The organism is Streptomyces sp. CA-146814, from assembly GCF_050942385.1.
GTDB lineage: Bacteria > Actinomycetota > Actinomycetes > Streptomycetales > Streptomycetaceae > Streptomyces.
This window is the reverse complement of the sequence record NZ_CP192068.1, coordinates 1045110-1062568: the sequence shown is the minus strand read 5'-3', so window position 1 is coordinate 1062568 and position 17459 is coordinate 1045110. Positions and strand designations below refer to the sequence as shown.

Annotated in this window: 13 protein-coding genes; 8 read left to right on the top strand and 5 right to left on the bottom strand. The window is 69.5% G+C overall.

Annotated elements, in window-relative coordinates; translation table 11 throughout:
- Positions 1 to 13: 13 nt before the first annotated feature.
- Positions 14 to 805, bottom strand: coding sequence for an MIP/aquaporin family protein (locus ACQP09_RS04670; protein WP_433396195.1), 792 nt, complete (start codon positions 803 to 805; stop codon positions 14 to 16).
- Positions 806 to 1192: 387 nt separating this feature from the next.
- On the bottom strand, positions 1193 to 1957 hold the full coding sequence (locus ACQP09_RS04665; RefSeq protein WP_043186377.1) for an IclR family transcriptional regulator: 765 nt from the start codon (positions 1955 to 1957) through the stop codon (positions 1193 to 1195).
- A 240-nt stretch (positions 1958 to 2197) separates the two neighbouring features.
- On the opposite strand from ACQP09_RS04665, the gene metH reads away from it, so the two are divergent.
- The 3 genes from metH to ACQP09_RS04650 all read left to right on the top strand — a co-directional run bounded on the left by metH (position 2198) and on the right by ACQP09_RS04650 (position 8416).
- Positions 2198 to 5713: a methionine synthase gene (gene metH / locus ACQP09_RS04660; RefSeq protein WP_433396193.1), complete on the top strand. Its 3516-nt coding sequence runs from the start codon at positions 2198 to 2200 to the stop codon at positions 5711 to 5713.
- A gap of 144 nt (positions 5714 to 5857) precedes the next feature.
- Positions 5858 to 6559, top strand: a complete 702-nt coding sequence (locus ACQP09_RS04655) for an HAD family hydrolase (protein ID WP_433396191.1) — start codon at positions 5858 to 5860, stop codon at positions 6557 to 6559.
- Positions 6560 to 6820: 261 nt separating this feature from the next.
- Positions 6821 to 8416 (top strand): ABC transporter substrate-binding protein, encoded by a 1596-nt coding sequence (locus ACQP09_RS04650; RefSeq protein WP_433396190.1) that lies wholly within the window; start codon positions 6821 to 6823, stop codon positions 8414 to 8416.
- 96 nt (positions 8417 to 8512) lie between these two features.
- Here ACQP09_RS04650 and ACQP09_RS04645 read toward each other — a convergent pair whose 3' ends face one another.
- Both ACQP09_RS04645 and ACQP09_RS04640 read right to left on the bottom strand, forming a co-directional pair.
- The gene (locus ACQP09_RS04645) at positions 8513 to 9184 is read right to left on the bottom strand and encodes a response regulator (protein ID WP_030570198.1); all 672 of its coding nucleotides are present in this window, start codon (positions 9182 to 9184) and stop codon (positions 8513 to 8515) included.
- Between the two features lie 9 nt (positions 9185 to 9193).
- Positions 9194 to 10039 carry a RecB family exonuclease gene (locus tag ACQP09_RS04640; protein ID WP_433406490.1) on the bottom strand — a complete coding sequence of 282 codons (846 nt, stop codon included), beginning with the start codon at positions 10037 to 10039 and terminating at the stop codon, positions 9194 to 9196.
- Between the two features lie 177 nt (positions 10040 to 10216).
- Between ACQP09_RS04640 and ACQP09_RS04635 the strand changes: the two genes are divergently transcribed.
- The 3 genes from ACQP09_RS04635 (at position 10217) to ACQP09_RS04625 (ending at position 13215) form a co-directional block, all read left to right on the top strand.
- Entirely contained in the window at positions 10217 to 11467 is a 1251-nt protein-coding gene (locus tag ACQP09_RS04635; protein WP_432147738.1) for a site-2 protease family protein, read from the top strand.
- Between the two features lie 44 nt (positions 11468 to 11511).
- Positions 11512 to 12429 carry a tRNA (adenine-N1)-methyltransferase gene (locus ACQP09_RS04630; RefSeq protein ID WP_003970161.1) on the top strand — a complete coding sequence of 306 codons (918 nt, stop codon included), beginning with the start codon at positions 11512 to 11514 and terminating at the stop codon, positions 12427 to 12429.
- Between the two features lie 216 nt (positions 12430 to 12645).
- Positions 12646 to 13215: a hypothetical protein gene (locus ACQP09_RS04625; protein WP_433406489.1), complete on the top strand. Its 570-nt coding sequence runs from the start codon at positions 12646 to 12648 to the stop codon at positions 13213 to 13215.
- Positions 13216 to 13259: 44 nt separating this feature from the next.
- On the opposite strand, the gene ACQP09_RS04620 is transcribed toward ACQP09_RS04625, so the two are convergent.
- Positions 13260 to 13571 (bottom strand): ferredoxin, encoded by a 312-nt coding sequence (locus ACQP09_RS04620; RefSeq protein ID WP_404068179.1) that lies wholly within the window; start codon positions 13569 to 13571, stop codon positions 13260 to 13262.
- A 240-nt stretch (positions 13572 to 13811) separates the two neighbouring features.
- Here ACQP09_RS04620 and arc point away from each other — a divergent pair, with 240 nt between their 5' ends.
- The gene (gene arc, locus ACQP09_RS04615) at positions 13812 to 15578 is read left to right on the top strand and encodes a proteasome ATPase (protein WP_161268708.1); all 1767 of its coding nucleotides are present in this window, start codon (positions 13812 to 13814) and stop codon (positions 15576 to 15578) included.
- Positions 15579 to 15812: 234 nt separating this feature from the next.
- The gene (gene dop, locus ACQP09_RS04610) at positions 15813 to 17324 is read left to right on the top strand and encodes a depupylase/deamidase Dop (protein ID WP_432147740.1); all 1512 of its coding nucleotides are present in this window, start codon (positions 15813 to 15815) and stop codon (positions 17322 to 17324) included.
- Positions 17325 to 17459: the final 135 nt, after the last annotated feature.

Sequence of the window (17459 nt, the reverse complement as noted above, 5' to 3'; positions counted from 1 at the left end):
ATACCCGGGTGGGCTAGGCGAAGGCCAGGTTGTAGAGTCCGCCGGCGATTGCGCCACCGATGAGCGGACCCACGATGGGTACCCACGCGTAGCCCCAGTCCGAACCACCCTTGTTCGGCAGCGGCAGCACCGCGTGCACGATGCGCGGTCCGAGGTCGCGGACCGGGTTGATGGCGTAGCCCGTGGGCCCGCCGAGCGAGAGGCCGATGCCGACGACGACCAGGGCGGTGATCAGGGCGCCGAACGTGCCGAGGCCGTTGCCCTCGTTGTTCAGGCCCTGGGTCAGGATCGCCAGGACCAGCACCACGGTGGCGATGACCTCGGTGACGACGTTCTGCACGCCGTTGCGGATCTCGGGGCCGGTGGAGAAGATCCCGAGCACCGGTCCGGCCTTGGGGGCGGAGATCTGGTCGACCATCGCCTCGTCGGTCGGCTGCGCCTTGATGATCTCCGGGTCGGTGAGGTGGGCGTGGAACTGCCCGTAGTACACCGCGTAGACCAGCAGGGCGCCGATCATCGCGCCGAGCAGCTGGGAGCCGAGGTAGAGGGGTACGTCGCCCCACGCGGTGCCGCCCTGAATGGCGAGGCCGAGGGTGACCGCGGGGTTGAGGTGGGCGCCCGAGACGCCGCCGGCCAGGTAGGCGCCGGTCAGCACGGCGAAACCCCACCCGAAGGTGATGGCCAGCCAGCCCGCGTTCTGGGCCTTCGAGCGCTTCAGCGTGACGGCGGCACAGACACCGCCGCCGAGCAGGATGAGTACGGCGGTCCCGATGGTCTCGCCGATGAAAATGTCGGAGCTGGACACCCGCGACTCCTTTGTCCTTCGTCCAGGGGGAGCGGAACACCGGTCCCTCGGTGTTTCACGCCCCAGGCGGGTATCCACAAAGCGTGGGCACCCCACCTGTGAGGGCTTGACCGGCCCTTGGCACTGTCACACCCTAACGCGTATTGCCGTTAGGCGTTCGACAATGCCGACCGTTGAACGGCAGTGTTTCCCCCGAGTGAAGGAAGCGTCAAGGGTTCTGTGGTGCAGGACTCGGTGCGCGACGCGATCGTTACCCCACGATGCGCCCGGATGCGCGCGGGCGCACCCGGGCGCTCAGATGTGCAGGTGCGCCAGGTGTTACGGGGATGGCTGCCCGGCCTTCAGGGGCCTCGGCCTTCGGGGGCCGGCCCTCAGGGGCCCCGGTCCTCAGAAGCGCCCGGCGCCCAGGTCCCGCGAGACCGCCCGCGCACAGTCCCGTACGGCCGCGATCAGCTCGGGCCGCAGCACGCCGCCCGGCGCCACCCGCTCCACCGCCCCCGTCACCGCCACCGCGCCCACCGGCATCCTGCGCCGGTCGTGGACCGGCGCGGACACGGCGGCCACCCCTTCCCAGGTCTCCTCGGCGTCGGCAGCCCACCCCTGGGCGCGGATCAGGTCCAGCATCGCCTCGAACTCGTCGGCGGCCGTCACCGTACGCGCGGTGAAGGAACGGCGCTCCGCCTCCATGACCTCGCTGTGCGCCACCGGGTCGTACGCGGACAGCACCTTGCCGAGCGCCGTGGAGTGCAGCGGCTGCATCGCCCCGACCTCCAGCACCTGGCGGCTGTCGTCGGGCCGGAAGACGTGGTGGACGATGAGGACGCCGTGCTGGTGGAGCACGCCGAGGTGGACGCTCTCACCGCTGGAGCGGGCCAGGTCGTCCGTCCAGACCAGGGCGCGGGCCCGCAGTTCGTGGACGTCGAGATAGCTGTTGCCGAGCCGCAGCAGCTCGGCGCCGAGCTGGTAGCGCCCGGAGGCGGCGTCCTGCTCGACGAACCCCTCCAGCTGGAGCGTGCGGAGGATTCCATGGGCGGTGCCCTTGGCCAGCCCCAGGGAGGAGGCGATGTCGGACAGCCCGAGCCGCCGCTCGCCGCCCGCCAGCAGGCGCAGCATCGCGGCCGCCCGCTCCAGCGACTGGATGTTCTTGGCCATCGCGCCGTACTCCTCCACCTCGGTTCGACAATGCTGAACACTATCGGTCGATGCCGACCTGCGCCGGACTCCGGGGGAAAGTCTCCTCCTGACGGCCCGCAGCGCCCGCACCCGCACAGCATGCAGTCCGTCTCCTGGACGGACCGACCACGCGCCGGGGTGTCCGGCTACGCTGACGGGGTGCGCCTTCCCCAAGAAGGACGCAAAGCCGACAGCCGTCGCATCCCTGGGAGATCATCCATGGCCTCGTTGCCGACACCCGCCCCCGACAGCCGGACCCGCGCAGCAGCCCTGCGCGAGGCGCTCGCCACCCGGGTGGTGGTGGCCGACGGAGCGATGGGCACCATGCTCCAGGCGCAGGACCCGACCCTTGAGGACTTCGAGAACCTCGAAGGCTGCAACGAGATCCTCAACCTCACGCGCCCCGACATCGTGCGCTCCGTCCACGAGGAGTACTTCGCGGTCGGCGTCGACTGCGTCGAGACCAACACCTTCGGCGCCAACCACTCCGCCGCCAACGAGTACGAGATCGCCGACCGGATCTTCGAGCTCTCCGAGTCCGGTGCCCGGATCGCCCGCGAGGTCGCCGACGAGTTCGGCGCCAAGGACGGCCGTCAGCGCTGGGTCCTCGGCTCGATCGGCCCCGGCACCAAGCTGCCCTCGCTCGGCCACATCACGTACGACGTCCTGCGCGACGGCTACCAGAAGAACGCCGAGGGCCTCCTCGCGGGCGGCTCCGACGCCCTGATCGTCGAGACCACCCAGGACCTGCTGCAGACCAAGTCCAGCATCATCGGCGCGCGCCGGGCCATGGAGGCCCTGGGCATCGACGTGCCGCTGGTCTGCTCCCTCGCCTTCGAGACGACCGGCGTCATGCTGCTCGGCTCCGAGATCGGCGCCGCCCTCACCGCCCTGGAGCCGCTGGGCATCGACTTCATCGGTCTGAACTGCTCCACCGGCCCGGACGAGATGAGCGAGCACCTGCGCTACCTCGCCCGCCACTCCCGTACGCCCCTGATGTGCATGCCCAACGCCGGCCTGCCCGTCCTCACCAAGGACGGCGCGCACTTCCCGCTCGGCCCCGACGGCCTCGCCGACTCCCAGGAGACGTTCGTCCGGGACTACGGCCTCTCCCTCATCGGCGGCTGCTGCGGTACCACCCCGGCCCACATGAAGGCCGTCGTAGACCGGGTCCGCGGGCTCACGCCGGGCGAGCGCGACCCGCGCCCCGAGCCCGGCGCCGCCTCGCTCTACCAGACCATCCCCTTCCGCCAGGACACCGCCTACCTGGCCATCGGGGAGCGCACCAACGCCAACGGCTCCAAGAAGTTCCGCGAGGCCATGCTGGAGGCCCGCTGGGACGACTGTGTCGAGATGGCCCGCGACCAGATCCGTGAGGGCGCGCACATGCTCGACCTCTGCGTCGACTACGTGGGCCGCGACGGCGTCGCCGACATGACCGAGCTGGCCGGCCGCTTCGCCACCGCCTCAACCCTCCCGATCGTGCTGGACTCCACCGAGCTGCCCGTCCTGCGCGCCGGCCTGGAACAGCTGGGCGGCCGGGCCGTGCTGAACTCGGTCAACTACGAGGACGGCGACGGCCCCGACTCCCGCTTCGCGCAGGTCAGCGCGCTGGCCTCCGAGCACGGCGCCGCACTGATCGCGCTGACCATCGACGAGGAGGGCCAGGCGCGGACGATCGAGCACAAGGTCGCCATCGCCGAGCGGCTCATCGAGGACCTCACCACCAACTGGGGTATCCGCGAGTCCGACATCCTCATCGACACCCTGACCTTCACCATCTGCACCGGCCAGGAGGAGTCCCGCGGAGACGGCATCGCCACCATCGGCGCCATCCGCGAGCTGAAGAAGCGCCACCCGGACGTCCAGACCACGCTGGGCCTCTCCAACATCTCCTTCGGCCTCAACCCGGCCGCCCGGGTCGTGCTGAACTCGGTCTTCCTGGACGAGTGCGTCAAGGCGGGCCTGGACTCCGCGATCGTGCACGCCTCCAAGATCCTGCCGATCGCCCGGCTGGAGGAGGAGCAGGTCAAGGTCGCGCTCGATCTGATCTACGACCGCCGCGCCGAGGGCTACGACCCCCTCCAGAAGCTCATGGAGCTCTTCGAGGGCGTCAACATGAAGTCGATGAAGGCGGGCAAGGCCGAGGAGCTGATGGCCCTCCCGCTGGACGAGCGGCTCCAGCGCCGCATCATCGACGGCGAGAAGAACGGCCTGGAGGCCGACCTCGACGAGGCCCTCCAGGACACCCCGGCCCTGGACATCGTCAACAACACGCTGCTCGAAGGCATGAAGGTGGTCGGCGAGCTGTTCGGCTCCGGCCAGATGCAGCTGCCGTTCGTCCTCCAGTCCGCCGAGGTCATGAAGAGCGCGGTGGCCCATCTGGAGCCGCACATGGAGAAGAGCGACGCCGACGGCAAGGGCACGATCGTGCTCGCCACCGTCCGCGGCGACGTCCACGACATCGGCAAGAACCTCGTCGACATCATCCTCTCCAACAACGGCTACAACGTCGTCAACCTCGGCATCAAGCAGCCCGTCTCCGCGATCCTGGAAGCCGCCGAGGAACACCGGGCCGACGTCATCGGCATGTCCGGCCTCCTGGTGAAGTCGACCGTGATCATGAAGGAGAACCTCCAGGAGCTGAACCAGCGCAAGATGGCCGCCGACTTCCCGGTCATCCTCGGCGGCGCCGCGCTGACCAGGGCCTACGTCGAGCAGGACCTGCACGAGATCTACGAGGGCGAGGTCCGCTACGCCCGCGACGCCTTCGAGGGCCTGCGCCTGATGGACGCGCTCATCGGCGTCAAGCGCGGTGTGCCGGGCGCGGTCCTGCCCGAGCTCAAGCAGCGGCGCGTCCCCAAGAAGGAGGCCGCGGCGGTGCTGGAGGTCGAGGAGCCCGAGGGTTCGGTGCGCTCGGACGTCTCCACCACCAACCCCGTCCCCGAGCCGCCGTTCTGGGGTACCCGGGTCATCAAGGGCATCCCGCTCAAGGAGTACGCCTCCTGGCTGGACGAGGGCGCGCTGTTCAAGGGTCAGTGGGGCCTCAAGCAGGCCAGGACCGGCGACGGACCGACGTACGAGGAGCTGGTGGAGACCGAGGGGCGCCCGCACCTGCGCGGCTGGCTCGACCACCTCCAGTCCAACAACCTTCTGGAAGCCGCCGTGGTCTACGGCTACTTCCCCTGCGTCTCCAAGGGCGAGGACCTGATCCTCCTCCACGAGGACGGCTCCGAGCGCACCCGCTTCACCTTCCCGCGCCAGCGCCGCGGCCGCCGCCTCTGCCTCGCGGACTTCTTCCGTCCCGAGGAGTCCGGCGAGACGGATGTGATCGGCCTCCAGGTCGTCACCGTCGGCTCCCGGATCGGCGAGGCCACCGCCGAGCTGTTCGCCGCCAACTCCTACCGCGACTACCTGGAGCTGCACGGCCTCTCCGTCCAGCTCGCCGAGGCCCTCGCCGAGTACTGGCACGCCCGGGTCCGCAGCGAGCTCGGCTTCGCCGGGGAGGACCCCGCCGACGTCGAGGACATGTTCGCGCTGAAGTACCGCGGCGCGCGCTTCTCGCTCGGTTACGGGGCCTGCCCGGACCTGGAGGACCGCGCGAAGATCGCCGACCTCCTCCAGCCGGGCCGGATCGGCGTCGAGCTCTCCGAGGAGTTCCAGCTCCACCCGGAGCAGTCCACCGACGCCCTCGTCATCCACCACCCCGAGGCGAAGTACTTCAACGCACGGTAACCACCCCGTCGCACCACGGCCCCGCGCCGTTCGCGCACCGTGGCCGGACAGGTCGTACACTGGTCGGTCCAGTGCAGGCCGGTCGCCCTCCCGCTCCTCGGGAATGGCGGCCGGCCTTCTCGTCCCTTACGGAAGGTGTGCCGGATGACCAGTACGGTCCCCGCGTCCTTGACCCGCACGGCCGAAGGCGCCGCCCTGCAGGCGGTCCTTCTCGACATGGACGGAACCCTGGTCGATACCGAGGGCTTCTGGTGGGACGTCGAGAAGGAGGTCTTCGCCGACCTCGGACACCGGCTGGAGGAGTCCTGGCGCGATGTGGTCGTCGGCGGACCCATGACCCGCAGCGCCGGCTACCTCATCGACGTCACCGGTGCGGACATCGCCCTGGACGAGCTGACCGTGCTGCTCAACGACCGCTTCGAGAACCGCATCCGGCACGGCGTGCCGCTGATGCCGGGCGCCGAACGGCTGCTCGCCGAGCTGCACGCGGCACAGATCCCCACCGCGCTCGTCTCCGCCTCGCACCGCCGGATCATCGACCGGGTGCTGGACTCCGTCGGCCACCACCACTTCGCGCTCACGGTCGCCGGTGACGAGGTCACCCGCACCAAGCCGCACCCCGAGCCCTATCTCACCGCCGCCGCCGGCTTCCGCGCCGACCCGTGGCGCTGCGCGGTCATCGAGGACACCGCGACCGGCGTGGCGGCGGCCGAGGCGGCCGGCTGCCGGGTCGTCGCCATCCCGTCCGTGGCCCCCATCGCACCCGCCTCCGGCCGGGTCGTCGTCGGCTCCCTCGAAGAGGTCGACCTCGCCTTCCTGCGGAAGCTCGTCACCGCCACGAACTGAAGGAACCGTGTGCGTTCCGGCAACTTTCCGTGGACGTGAATCAGCCAGATCCCCTCTCTGTGAAGAGGTCGGACGGGTGAGCTTCCTCACCTGAACCCCTCCAACCGCCTGCCATGATCGGATGATCTGTCCGGAATGGTGATCAAATATCGTCCCTCCCGGACGGCGGAGGAGGCCAAGCCGCTCCGAGCGCGGTCGGAGCGGCCACCGGCGGCTACTAACTTTGATTCCTCACCCACCGTGATGAGGGAGACCGTCCGTATGAACCGCAAGACCCTGGTGCTGCCGGCCGTCGTCGGCCTGCTCGCCCCCGTGCTCGCCGCCTGCGGCAGCACGGACAGCGGCGCCGGTGGCGAAGGCGCCATCGTCGTCGGCACCACGGACCAGCTCGTGGCCTCCGAGGAGAACCCCGCTCCTCTCGACCCGGCCATCGGGTACGAGGCAGGCGTCTGGAACGTCCTGCGGCAGACCGTGCAGACCCTGACCACCGTCCCCCACGGCGGCGGCGAGCCGGTGCCCGAGGCCGCCCGGAGCTGCACCTTCACGGACAACGCGAACGAGAGCTACCGCTGCACCCTGCGCGCGGGCCTGAAGTTCGCCGACGGCACCCCCGTCACCGCCGAGGACGTGAAGTACTCCATCCAGCGGGTCATCGACATCAACTCCGACAGCGGACCGGTCGGGCTCCTCGCCAACATCGACACCATCGAGACCAAGGGCGAGGACCAGGTGGTCTTCCACCTGAACACGCCCGACGCGACCTTCCCGTACAAGCTCGCCACCCCCGCCGCCGGCATCGTCCCCAAGGGGAAGTACCCGGCGAAGGAGGCGCGCGACGGCTTCCAGGTCGACGGCTCGGGGCCGTACACCATGAAGCCGCAGGTCGAGGACGGCCGGGTGACGCGGATCGCCTTCACCAAGAACCCCTCGTACCAGGGTGAGCTGAAGGTCCTCAACGACAAGGTCGAGATGGACCTCTTCCCCGACGCCGACGCCATGGGCAAGGCGCTGGAGGAGGAGAAGATCCACATGATGACCCGGGCCATGTCGCCCGAGCAGGCCCGCGACATGCTGGTGAAGCCGAAGGAGGGCATCGAGCTCACCGAGATGCCCGGCCTCGCCATCAGCTACCTCGGCTTCAACACCAAGGACCCGGTCGTCAACAAGTCCGTACGGCAGGCCATCGCGCAGATCATCGACCGGGGCGAGATCGCGGGCAAGGTCTACGGCACCACTGCCGAGCCGCTCTACTCGCTGATCCCCTCCAGCATCACCGGCCACACCAACGCCTTCTTCAACAAGTACGGCGAGCCGAGCACCGCCAAGGCCGCGCAGACCCTGGAGAAGGCCGGCGTCAAGACGCCGGTGAAGTTCACCCTGCACTACACCAACGACCACTACGGCTCCGCCACCGCCAAGGAGTTCAAGGCGCTCCAGGCGCAGCTGAACGGCTCCGGCCTCTTCGACGTCGACGTCCAGGGCAAGGAGTGGTCGAAGTACCGGCCGGAGCAGAAGCGCGGCGACTACGCGGCGTACGGCATGGGCTGGTTCCCCGACTTCCCGGACCCGGACAACTACACCGCCCCGTTCCTGGACAAGAACAACTTCCTCAACTCGCCCTACCGGTCGCGGGAAGCGCAGAACGTCCTCATCCCGAAGTCGCGCCGCGAGGCCGACCGCAGCGCCGCCGCCACGACGTACGAGAAGCTCCAGGACATCGTCGCCACCGACGTCCCGGTCCTGCCGATCTGGCAGGGCAAGCAGTACGTGGCCTCGCGCAGCGGGGTCGCCGGGGTCGAGAGGTCCGTCAGCGCCACCTCCGAGCTCCAGCTCTGGGAGCTCAACAAGACCGCCTGAGCACCGCTGAAGCCGTCCGGCCCGCACCTCCTGGCAACAGGACCGGTGCGGGCCGGACGGCTTTCGTACGCCGGTCAGCTTTCGTACGTCGGCTGCTTACTGCGCGCCGGGGCGCACCAGCCCGCTCTCGTACGCGTACACCGCGGCCTGCACCCGGTCGCGCAGGCCCAGCTTCGTCAGCACATGGCCCACATGCGTCTTGACCGTCGTCTCGCTGACGAACAGGTCCGCCGCGATCTCCGCGTTGGACAGGCCGCGCGCCACCAGCTTCAGGACCTCCACCTCACGGTCCGTCAGCGTGTGCAGCGCGTCCGGCACCGGGTCCTCGCCGGAGGGCAGGTGGTCCGCGTACTTGTCGAGGAGCCGACGCGTGATGCTCGGCGCGAGCATCGCCTCGCCCGCCGCCACGACCCGGATGGCCTGGACCAGCTCATTGGCCGGAGCGTCCTTCAGCAGGAAGCCGCTCGCGCCGGCGCGCAGCGCCTCCACCACGTACTCGTCGAGATCGAACGTGGTCAGCACCAGCACCTTCGCCGGACCGTCCTTGCCGGGGCCGGTGATCTGGCGGGTCGCCTCCACGCCGTCCATCCGCGGCATCCGGATGTCCATCAGCACCACATCGGGCTGGAGGGCCCGCACCTGGTCGATGGCCTGCAGACCGTCACCGGCCTCACCCACCACCGCCAGATCGCCCTCGGCCTCCAGGATCATCCGGAAACCGGTGCGCAGCAGAGGCTGGTCGTCGACCAGAAGGACGCGGATCGCCACAGGAACTCCTTAAGGGCCCTCAAGGGCCACGGCACGGCCGGCCTCGGCCCGGACCGGTCCCATTCTGCCCTGATCATCCTCGCCCGACTCCGCCGGGCGGACCGACAGCGGATACACCGGGGGAGTCCCGCCGAATTCCGGACAGACCGCCTGGTGGTCGCACCAGCCGCACAGCTTCGTCGGACGCGGCCGCCACTCACCGGTCCGCGTCGCCAGGCCGATCGCCTCCCAGAGCGCGAGCAGCTTCCGCTCCACCCGCTCCAGATCCGCCACCACCGGGTCGTACGTCAACACATCGCCGCTGCCGAGATAGACCAGCTGGAGCCGGCGCGGCACGATCCCCTTCAGCCGCCAGATCACCAGCGCGTAGAACTTCATCTGGAACAGCGGGCCGTCGGCATACTCCGGCCGCGGCGCCTTCCCCGTCTTGTAGTCGACGATCCGCACATCACCGGTCGGCGCCACATCGATCCGGTCGATCACCCCGCGCAGCCGCAGCCCCGACTCCAGCTCCGTCTCGACGAACAGCTCGCGCTCGGCCGGCTCCAGCCGCGTCGGGTCCTCCAGCGAGAACCACCGCTCCACCAGCCGCTCCGCCTCACCGAGCCACCGCGCCAGCCGCTCACCCCCGGCATCCTGCGCGAACAGCTCGCCCAGCTCCGGCCGCGCCTCCAGCAGCCGGTCCCACTGGCCGGGAACCAGCGCCCGCGCCCGCAGTGCCGTCCGGTCCGCCGCCGGGGCGTCGAAGAGCCGCTCCAGCACCGCATGGACCAGGGTGCCCCGGGTAGCCGCCTCGCTGGGCTTCTCCGGCAGTTTGTCGATGACCCGGAAGCGGTAGAGCAGAGGGCACTGCATGAAATCGCTCGCCCGCGACGGCGACAGGGACGAAGGCGGCTGCGGCGGCCGGGGCACGGTGCTCATGTCTCACGACCCTACGGCCCGCCACTGACAACCGGCGGCATACCATCGACGGCAGACCCTCGCAGACAGCATCATCGTGGCGCAGGCCACGTACCGAACCGAAGGGACCCCGTGGACGAGAGCGGCGACAGCGGGCGGCCGCAGCCCGGCGCAGGGGGAACGGACCCCTCCGCCGCCCCCGGCAACGGCAAGCCGAAGCGGCCCGCGGATCCGGGCGGCGGCCTGCTCATGGGCCGTCCCTTCGGTGTGCCCGTGTACGTCGCGCCCAGCTGGTTCGTCGTCGCCGCACTGATCACCTGGGTCTTCGGCGGCCAGCTCGACCGGGTCCTGCCCGAACTCGGCGGCGCCCGCTACCTCGTCGCCCTCTTCTTCGCGATCGCCTTCTACGCCTCCGTACTCGTCCACGAACTGGCCCACACGGTCGCCGCGCTGCGCTACAAGCTCCCGGTCCGCCGCATCCAGCTCCAGTTCTTCGGCGGCGTCTCCGAGATCGAGAAGGAGACCGAGACCCCCGGCCGCGAGTTCATCCTCGCCTTCGTCGGGCCCCTCCTCTCCCTCGTCCTCGGCGGCGTCTTCTACGGCGCGATGCGGTTCGTCGAGCCCGGCACCGTCCCCGGCGTCCTGATCGCCGGACTGATGATCTCCAACCTCATCGTGGCCGCCTTCAACCTGCTGCCCGGCCTGCCGCTCGACGGCGGCCGGATGCTCCGCGCCATCGTCTGGAAGATCACCGGCAAGCCCATGAGCGGCACCATCGCCGCCGCCTGGGTCGGCCGGGGCCTCGCCGTCACCGTCCTCATCGGACTGCCGCTGCTCACCCACACCGGGACGCTCGGCTCCGCCAACGAGGAGATCGGCGGTGTGGAGACCGTCATGGACGCCCTGCTCGCCGCGATCCTCGCCGGCATCATCTGGACCGGCGCCGGCAACAGCCTGCGCATGGCCCGGCTCCGCGAGCACCTGCCCGACCTGCGGGCCCGCACCCTCACCCGCCGCGCCGTCCCCGTCGAGTCCGCCACCCCGCTCTCCGAGGCGCTGCGCCGCGCCAACGAGGCGGGCGCCCGCGCCCTGGTCGTCGTCGACGGACAGGGCCACCCCAAGGGCGTCGTCCGCGAGGCCGCCATCGTCGGCGTCCCCGAACACCGCCGCCCCTGGGTCGCCGTCAGCGGCCTCGCCCAGGACCTCACCGACGGCATGAAGGTCCCCGCCGAGCTGGCCGGAGAAGCCCTCCTGGACCGGCTCAAGGCCAACCCGGCCACCGAGTACCTGGTGATCGAGGAGACCGGCGAGATCTACGGAGTCCTCTCCACCGCCGACGTCGAGCGCGCCTTCGTCAAGGCCATGGCCCGCCCCGAGTCCTGAAGGGCCCCGGAAAAGGGCCCCTGAAACACCGGTACGCTGGTCACATGTCTGAACCGACCGGTGCCGCCCGCCGACGTGGGCCCTTCAAGGTCGGGGACCAGGTCCAGCTCACCGACCCCAAGGGACGCCACTACACCTTCACGCTCGAAGCCGGAAAGAACTTCCACACCCACAAGGGTTCTTTCCCGCACGACGAGCTGATCGGTGCTCCCGAGGGCAGTGTTGTCCGAACCACGGGAAACGTCGCCTACCTCGCGCTGCGCCCCCTGCTCCCCGACTACGTCCTCTCCATGCCCCGCGGCGCCGCCGTGGTCTACCCCAAGGACGCGGGGCAGATCCTGGCCTTCGCCGACATCTTCCCCGGCGCCCGCGTCGTGGAGGCCGGGGTCGGCTCCGGATCGCTCTCCACCTTCCTGCTGCGCGCCATCGGTGAGCAGGGCATGCTGCACTCCTACGAGCGCCGCGAGGACTTCGCCGAGATCGCCCAGCAGAACGTCGAGCGCTACTTCGGCTCGCCGCACCCCGCCTGGCAGCTGACCGTCGGAGACCTCCAGGACAACCTCTCCGACACCGACGTCGACCGCGTCGTGCTTGACATGCTCGCCCCCTGGGAGTGCCTGGAGGCCGTCTCCAAGGCCCTGGTGCCCGGCGGCATCCTCTGCGCCTACGTCGCCACCACCACCCAGCTCTCGCGCACCGTCGAGTCCATCCGCGAGATCGGCTGCTTCGCCGAACCGCAGCCCTGGGAGTCGATGATCCGCAACTGGCACGTCGAGGGCCTGGCCGTCCGCCCCGACCACCGGATGATCGGCCACACCGGCTTCCTGGTCACCGCCCGCCGCCTCGCGGACGGCGTCGAGCCGCCGCTGCGCCGCCGCCGCCCCTCCAAGGGCGCCTACGGCGAGGACTACGAGGGACCGGGCAGCCAGAGCCGCGGAGGCTCCGCCGCCGACCGCGGCTGATCCGCCCAACGAACCGGCGCCGCCGCGCGGTTCCCCGACCGACCGGGGAACCGCGTGGCGGCGCCTTCCTGTTGCCGCCGGCGCGCGCCCCGCACGGAAACCGGCGCACACCCCGCCGTTCCCCCGGCGTGTGAGGTGTGGCACGATGCTGGCCACCCCTCAGGGCCGGGCCCGTCCCCGCCCCGGGCTCCCAGGAACCACATGGAGACATCCCGCGTGCAGACCTCCGCGCTCCCGGACCTCGCGCACACCGCCACGAAGCCGGTGCACTGGCTCGCCACGGCCGCGGCCATGGCCGCCGTCGTCGCCCTGGCCGGGCTGCTCCAGCCCCGTACGGCCACCGCCACCGCCACCGCCCACGAGCAGCGGACCACCACGCCCGTCGCCGCCCCGGACCCCGCGAAGGTGGACTTCCCGCTGGAATGCGGCGGAGCCGGCACCACCGTGGCCAGGCAGGCGCCCGGAGACCTCGACGGCGACGGGCGGCCGGAGACCGTCGCCGTGGTCCACTGCGACGCGGGCTCCGGGACCCCGCCGAGCGGCGTCTACGTCCTGACACAGGGAAGCGGGGCCGCACCGAGGATCGTGGCGACCCTGGTGGACCCCGCGGACAGGAAGACCGTCGGAGACTTCGCCGTACGCGAGGGGCGCATATCGGCGACCCTGCTCGGCTACTCCTCGCTGGAGGTGCCCCGCTGCTGCCCCGACCAGGAGGAGCAGGCCTCCTGGCGGTGGAAGGGCAGCGCCTTCGTCCGCACCTCGGGAGACCTCGCGCGCAGCGCCTGAGCGGCTGCCCGTACGAGTCAGGCCGCGTCGGCTGCCCGTACGGCTCAGGCCGCGTCCGGCCCGTACACCTCGACGCTGTCCTTCACGCGCCGCACATGGATGCAGTCCCCGGGGCACTCCTTCGCCGAGTCGACCACGTCCTGGAGGAGCGGCAGCGGCACCGGAGTGGTGGCCCCCGGATCCTGGAGGAGCTCGTCGTCGCCGCTCTTCACGTACGCCAGGCCGTCGATGTCCAGCTCGAAGACATCGGGGGCGTACTGCACGCAGATGCCGTCGCCCGTACAGAGGTCCTGATCGATCCAGACCTCCAGGTCCTGCGTGTCACCGTCGCCCGGCGCGTCCTGCTGCACGGTCATGTGTCCTGCCGTTCCTGCGTATCCGAACCCATGGGAGCCAGCCCTGACGGGTGTTGAACGCTTCGACGATACAACCGGCGGCTTTCCGATGCCGAAGGGTGGGTATTCCCTTGACGTGAGGGAGAGCGCAAGGGTGAAGATCGGACACACCCCGCAGTCTTTGTGATCTAGGGGTTTCAATCACCACCAGCCCAGGTAGGGTCAGGAAGCGTCCAGCTCCCCATGGAGGAGGTGAGGACCGTGGCAGCCCACGACGACGACATCAACCGCGGCACCCGGCCCGCGCGCGGGTCCGAGGACCCAGCCGGCCAGGTTGCCTATCTCGAGCAGGAAATCGCCGTCCTGCGACGTAAGCTCGCCGACTCTCCGCGTCATACGAGGATTCTCGAAGAGCGGATCGTCGAGTTGCAGACGAATCTGGCAGGCGTGTCCGCTCAGAACGAGCGGCTCGCCAACACGCTCCGCGAGGCGCGCGACCAGATCGTGGCCCTCAAGGAGGAGGTCGACCGGCTCGCTCAGCCACCGGCCGGCTTCGGAGTCTTCCTTCAGGCCAACGAGGACGGCACCTGCGACATCTTCACCGGGGGCCGCAAGCTCCGGGTGAACGTGTCTCCCAGCGTCGAGCTGGAGGACCTCCGGCGCGGCCAGGAGGTCATGCTCAACGAAGCGCTCAACGTGGTCGAGGCCATGGAGTTCGAGCGGGCCGGGGACATCGTCACCCTCAAGGAGATCCTGGAGGACGGCGAGCGGGCCCTGGTGGTCGGGCACACCGACGAGGAGAGGGTGGTGCGGCTCGCGGAGCCGCTGCTGGACATCACCATCCGCTCCGGTGACGCCCTGCTGCTGGACTCCCGGTCCGGATACGTCTACGAGGTGGTCCCCAAGAGCGAGGTCGAGGAGCTCGTCCTCGAAGAGGTCCCGGACATCGACTACGACAAGATCGGCGGCCTGGGCGACCAGATCGAGCTGATCCGCGACGCGGTCGAGCTTCCGTACCTCCACCCCGACCTCTTCAAGGAGCACGAACTGCGACCGCCGAAGGGCATCCTGCTCTACGGTCCGCCCGGCTGCGGCAAGACGCTCATCGCCAAGGCCGTCGCCAATTCGCTCGCCAAGAAGGTCGCCGAGGTGACCGGGCAGCCCGCAGGGAAGAGCTACTTCCTCAATATCAAGGGCCCCGAGCTCCTCAACAAGTACGTCGGTGAGACCGAGCGGCACATCCGCCTGGTCTTCCAGCGTGCGCGCGAGAAGGCCAGCGAGGGCACCCCCGTCATCGTCTTCTTCGACGAGATGGAGTCCCTCTTCCGCACCCGCGGCAGCGGCGTCAGCTCGGACGTGGAGAACACCATCGTCCCGCAGCTGCTCGCCGAGATCGACGGTGTGGAGGGCCTGGAGAACGTCATCGTCATCGGCGCCTCCAACCGCGAGGACATGATCGACCCCGCCATCCTGCGACCCGGCCGACTCGATGTGAAGATCAAGATCGAGCGTCCGGACGCCGAGGCCGCGAAGGACATCTTCGCGAAGTACCTGACCCCGTCGCTCCCGCTGCACGCGGACGACCTCTCCGAGCACACCGGCTCGCGCGAGGCCGCCGCCCACGCCATGATCCAGTCGGTCGTGGAGCGGATGTACACGGAATCCGAGGAGAACCGCTTCCTCGAGGTCACGTACGCCAACGGCGACAAGGAAGTCCTGTACTTCAAGGACTTCAACTCCGGCGCGATGATTCAGAACATCGTCGACCGGGCAAAGAAAATGGCCATCAAGGCATTCCTCGAACACCAGCAGAAGGGCCTTCGCGTCTCCCATCTCCTCCAGGCCTGCGTGGACGAGTTCAAGGAGAACGAGGACCTGCCCAACACCACCAACCCGGACGACTGGGCCAGGATTTCCGGTAAGAAGGGTGAGCGGATCGTCTTCATCCGCACACTCGTCACCGGAAAGCAGGGCGCGGACACCGGGCGCTCCATCGACACCGTGGCCAATACCGGCCAGTACCTGTAATACGCCGACCGGCTGCGGATGCCTGGAGGGGCATCCGCAGCCGCTCGTTTTCCCCTGTTCCGGCCACGTCGGAGCAATGTCGTATTTGATCTCCCCACCGGCGCAGAGGCGCTCTAGGCTCTGCGGTACCGCCGAGTCGCGCAGTGCGGTGACGGGCACCGCATACGCACCGGACAAGCAGCGGTACTTGAGCGTCGCTCCCGGAGGGGACCGACGCCGGGCAAGGAGGGCCGCATGACCGTACGGCGAGTGATGGGCATCGAGACGGAGTACGGGATCTCCGTCCCCGGCCACCCCAACGCCAATGCCATGCTCACCTCGTCCCAGATCGTCAACGCCTACGCGGCGGCGATGCACCGGGCGCGCCGCGCCCGCTGGGACTTCGAGGAGGAGAATCCGCTGCGCGACGCGCGAGGCTTCGACCTCGCCCGTGAGACCGCCGACTCCAGCCAGCTCACCGACGAGGACATCGGCCTGGCCAATGTGATCCTCACCAACGGTGCCCGGCTCTACGTCGACCACGCGCACCCCGAATACAGCTCACCGGAGATCACCAACCCGCTCGACGCGGTGCTCTGGGACAAGGCCGGCGAACGGATCATGGCCGAGGCCGCCGAGCGCGCGGCCGCCATCCCCGGCGCCCAGCCGATCCACCTCTACAAGAACAACACCGACAACAAGGGCGCCTCCTACGGGACGCACGAGAACTATCTGATGCAGCGGGAGACCCCGTTCTCGGACATCGTGCGCCATTTGACGCCGTTCTTCGTCTCCCGCCAGGTCGTCACCGGCGCGGGGCGGGTCGGCATCGGCCAGGACGGCCACGAGCACGGCTTCCAGATCAGCCAGCGCGCCGACTACTTCGAGGTCGAGGTCGGCCTGGAGACCACGCTCAAGCGCCCCATCATCAACACCCGCGACGAGCCCCACTCCGACGCGGAGAAGTACCGCCGGCTCCATGTGATCATCGGCGACGCCAACCTCTCGGAGATCTCGACCTATCTGAAGCTCGGCACCACCGCTCTGGTGCTGTCCATGATCGAGGACGGGTTCATCACCGTCGACCTCGCCGTCGACCAGCCCGTCCGCACCCTGCACCAGGTCTCGCACGACCCGGACCTGCGGCAGCTGATCACGCTCCGCAGCGGCCGGACACTCACCGCGGTCCAGCTCCAGATGGAGTACTTCGAGCTGGCCCGCAAGTACGTCGACGAGCGGTACGGCACCGACGCCGACGAGCAGACCAAGGACGTCCTGACCCGCTGGGAGGACACGCTCAACCGGCTGGAGACCGATCCGATGAGTCTGGCCGGTGAGCTGGACTGGATCGCCAAGCGGGAGCTCATGGAGGGCTACCGCCGCCGCGACTCGCTGGACTGGGACGCCCCCCGGCTCCACCTGGTCGACCTCCAGTACGCGGACGTACGGCCCGACAAGGGGCTCTACAACCGTCTGGCGGCCCGTGGGCGGATGAAGCGGCTGCTGGACGAGGACGACGTCACCAGGGCCCGTACCAAGCCTCCGGAGGACACCCGGGCCTATTTCCGGGGCCGCTGCCTGGAGCAGTACGCCGACGACGTGGCGGCCGCCTCCTGGGACTCGGTCATCTTCGACCTGCCGGACCGCGACTCGCTCCAGCGGGTGCCCACGCTGGAGCCGCTGCGGGGCACCAAGGAACACGTCAAGGACCTGCTCGACCGCTGCCGTACGGCGGATGAGCTGGTCCGCACGCTCTCGGGCGGCTGAAAGCGGCTGAAAGGGGTCCGGGCTGGGAATCAATCACCCGAGGCCCGGACGTTGCACAACTACCAGGCCAAATGTCGGACCCCGTGGGTAGGGTCTGATCAAGAGCTTCGATTGCTTCGAACCGAGCGGGGTGAG

What these genes read in the sequence shown, in the direction of transcription:
- ACQP09_RS04630 (WP_003970161.1), top strand. Translation starts at nt 11,512, where the DNA reads ATGTCTGAACCGACCGGTGCCGCCCGCCGACGTGGGCCCTTCAAGGTC.
- ACQP09_RS04640 (WP_433406490.1), bottom strand. Translation starts at nt 10,039, where the DNA reads ATGCAGTGCCCTCTGCTCTACCGCTTCCGGGTCATCGACAAACTGCCG.
- ACQP09_RS04665 (WP_043186377.1), bottom strand. Translation starts at nt 1,957, where the DNA reads ATGGCCAAGAACATCCAGTCGCTGGAGCGGGCGGCCGCGATGCTGCGC.
- dop (WP_432147740.1), top strand. Translation starts at nt 15,813, where the DNA reads ATGACCGTACGGCGAGTGATGGGCATCGAGACGGAGTACGGGATCTCC.
- ACQP09_RS04650 (WP_433396190.1), top strand. Translation starts at nt 6,821, where the DNA reads ATGAACCGCAAGACCCTGGTGCTGCCGGCCGTCGTCGGCCTGCTCGCC.
- metH (WP_433396193.1), top strand. Translation starts at nt 2,198, where the DNA reads ATGGCCTCGTTGCCGACACCCGCCCCCGACAGCCGGACCCGCGCAGCA.
- ACQP09_RS04620 (WP_404068179.1), bottom strand. Translation starts at nt 13,571, where the DNA reads ATGACCGTGCAGCAGGACGCGCCGGGCGACGGTGACACGCAGGACCTG.
- ACQP09_RS04655 (WP_433396191.1), top strand. Translation starts at nt 5,858, where the DNA reads ATGACCAGTACGGTCCCCGCGTCCTTGACCCGCACGGCCGAAGGCGCC.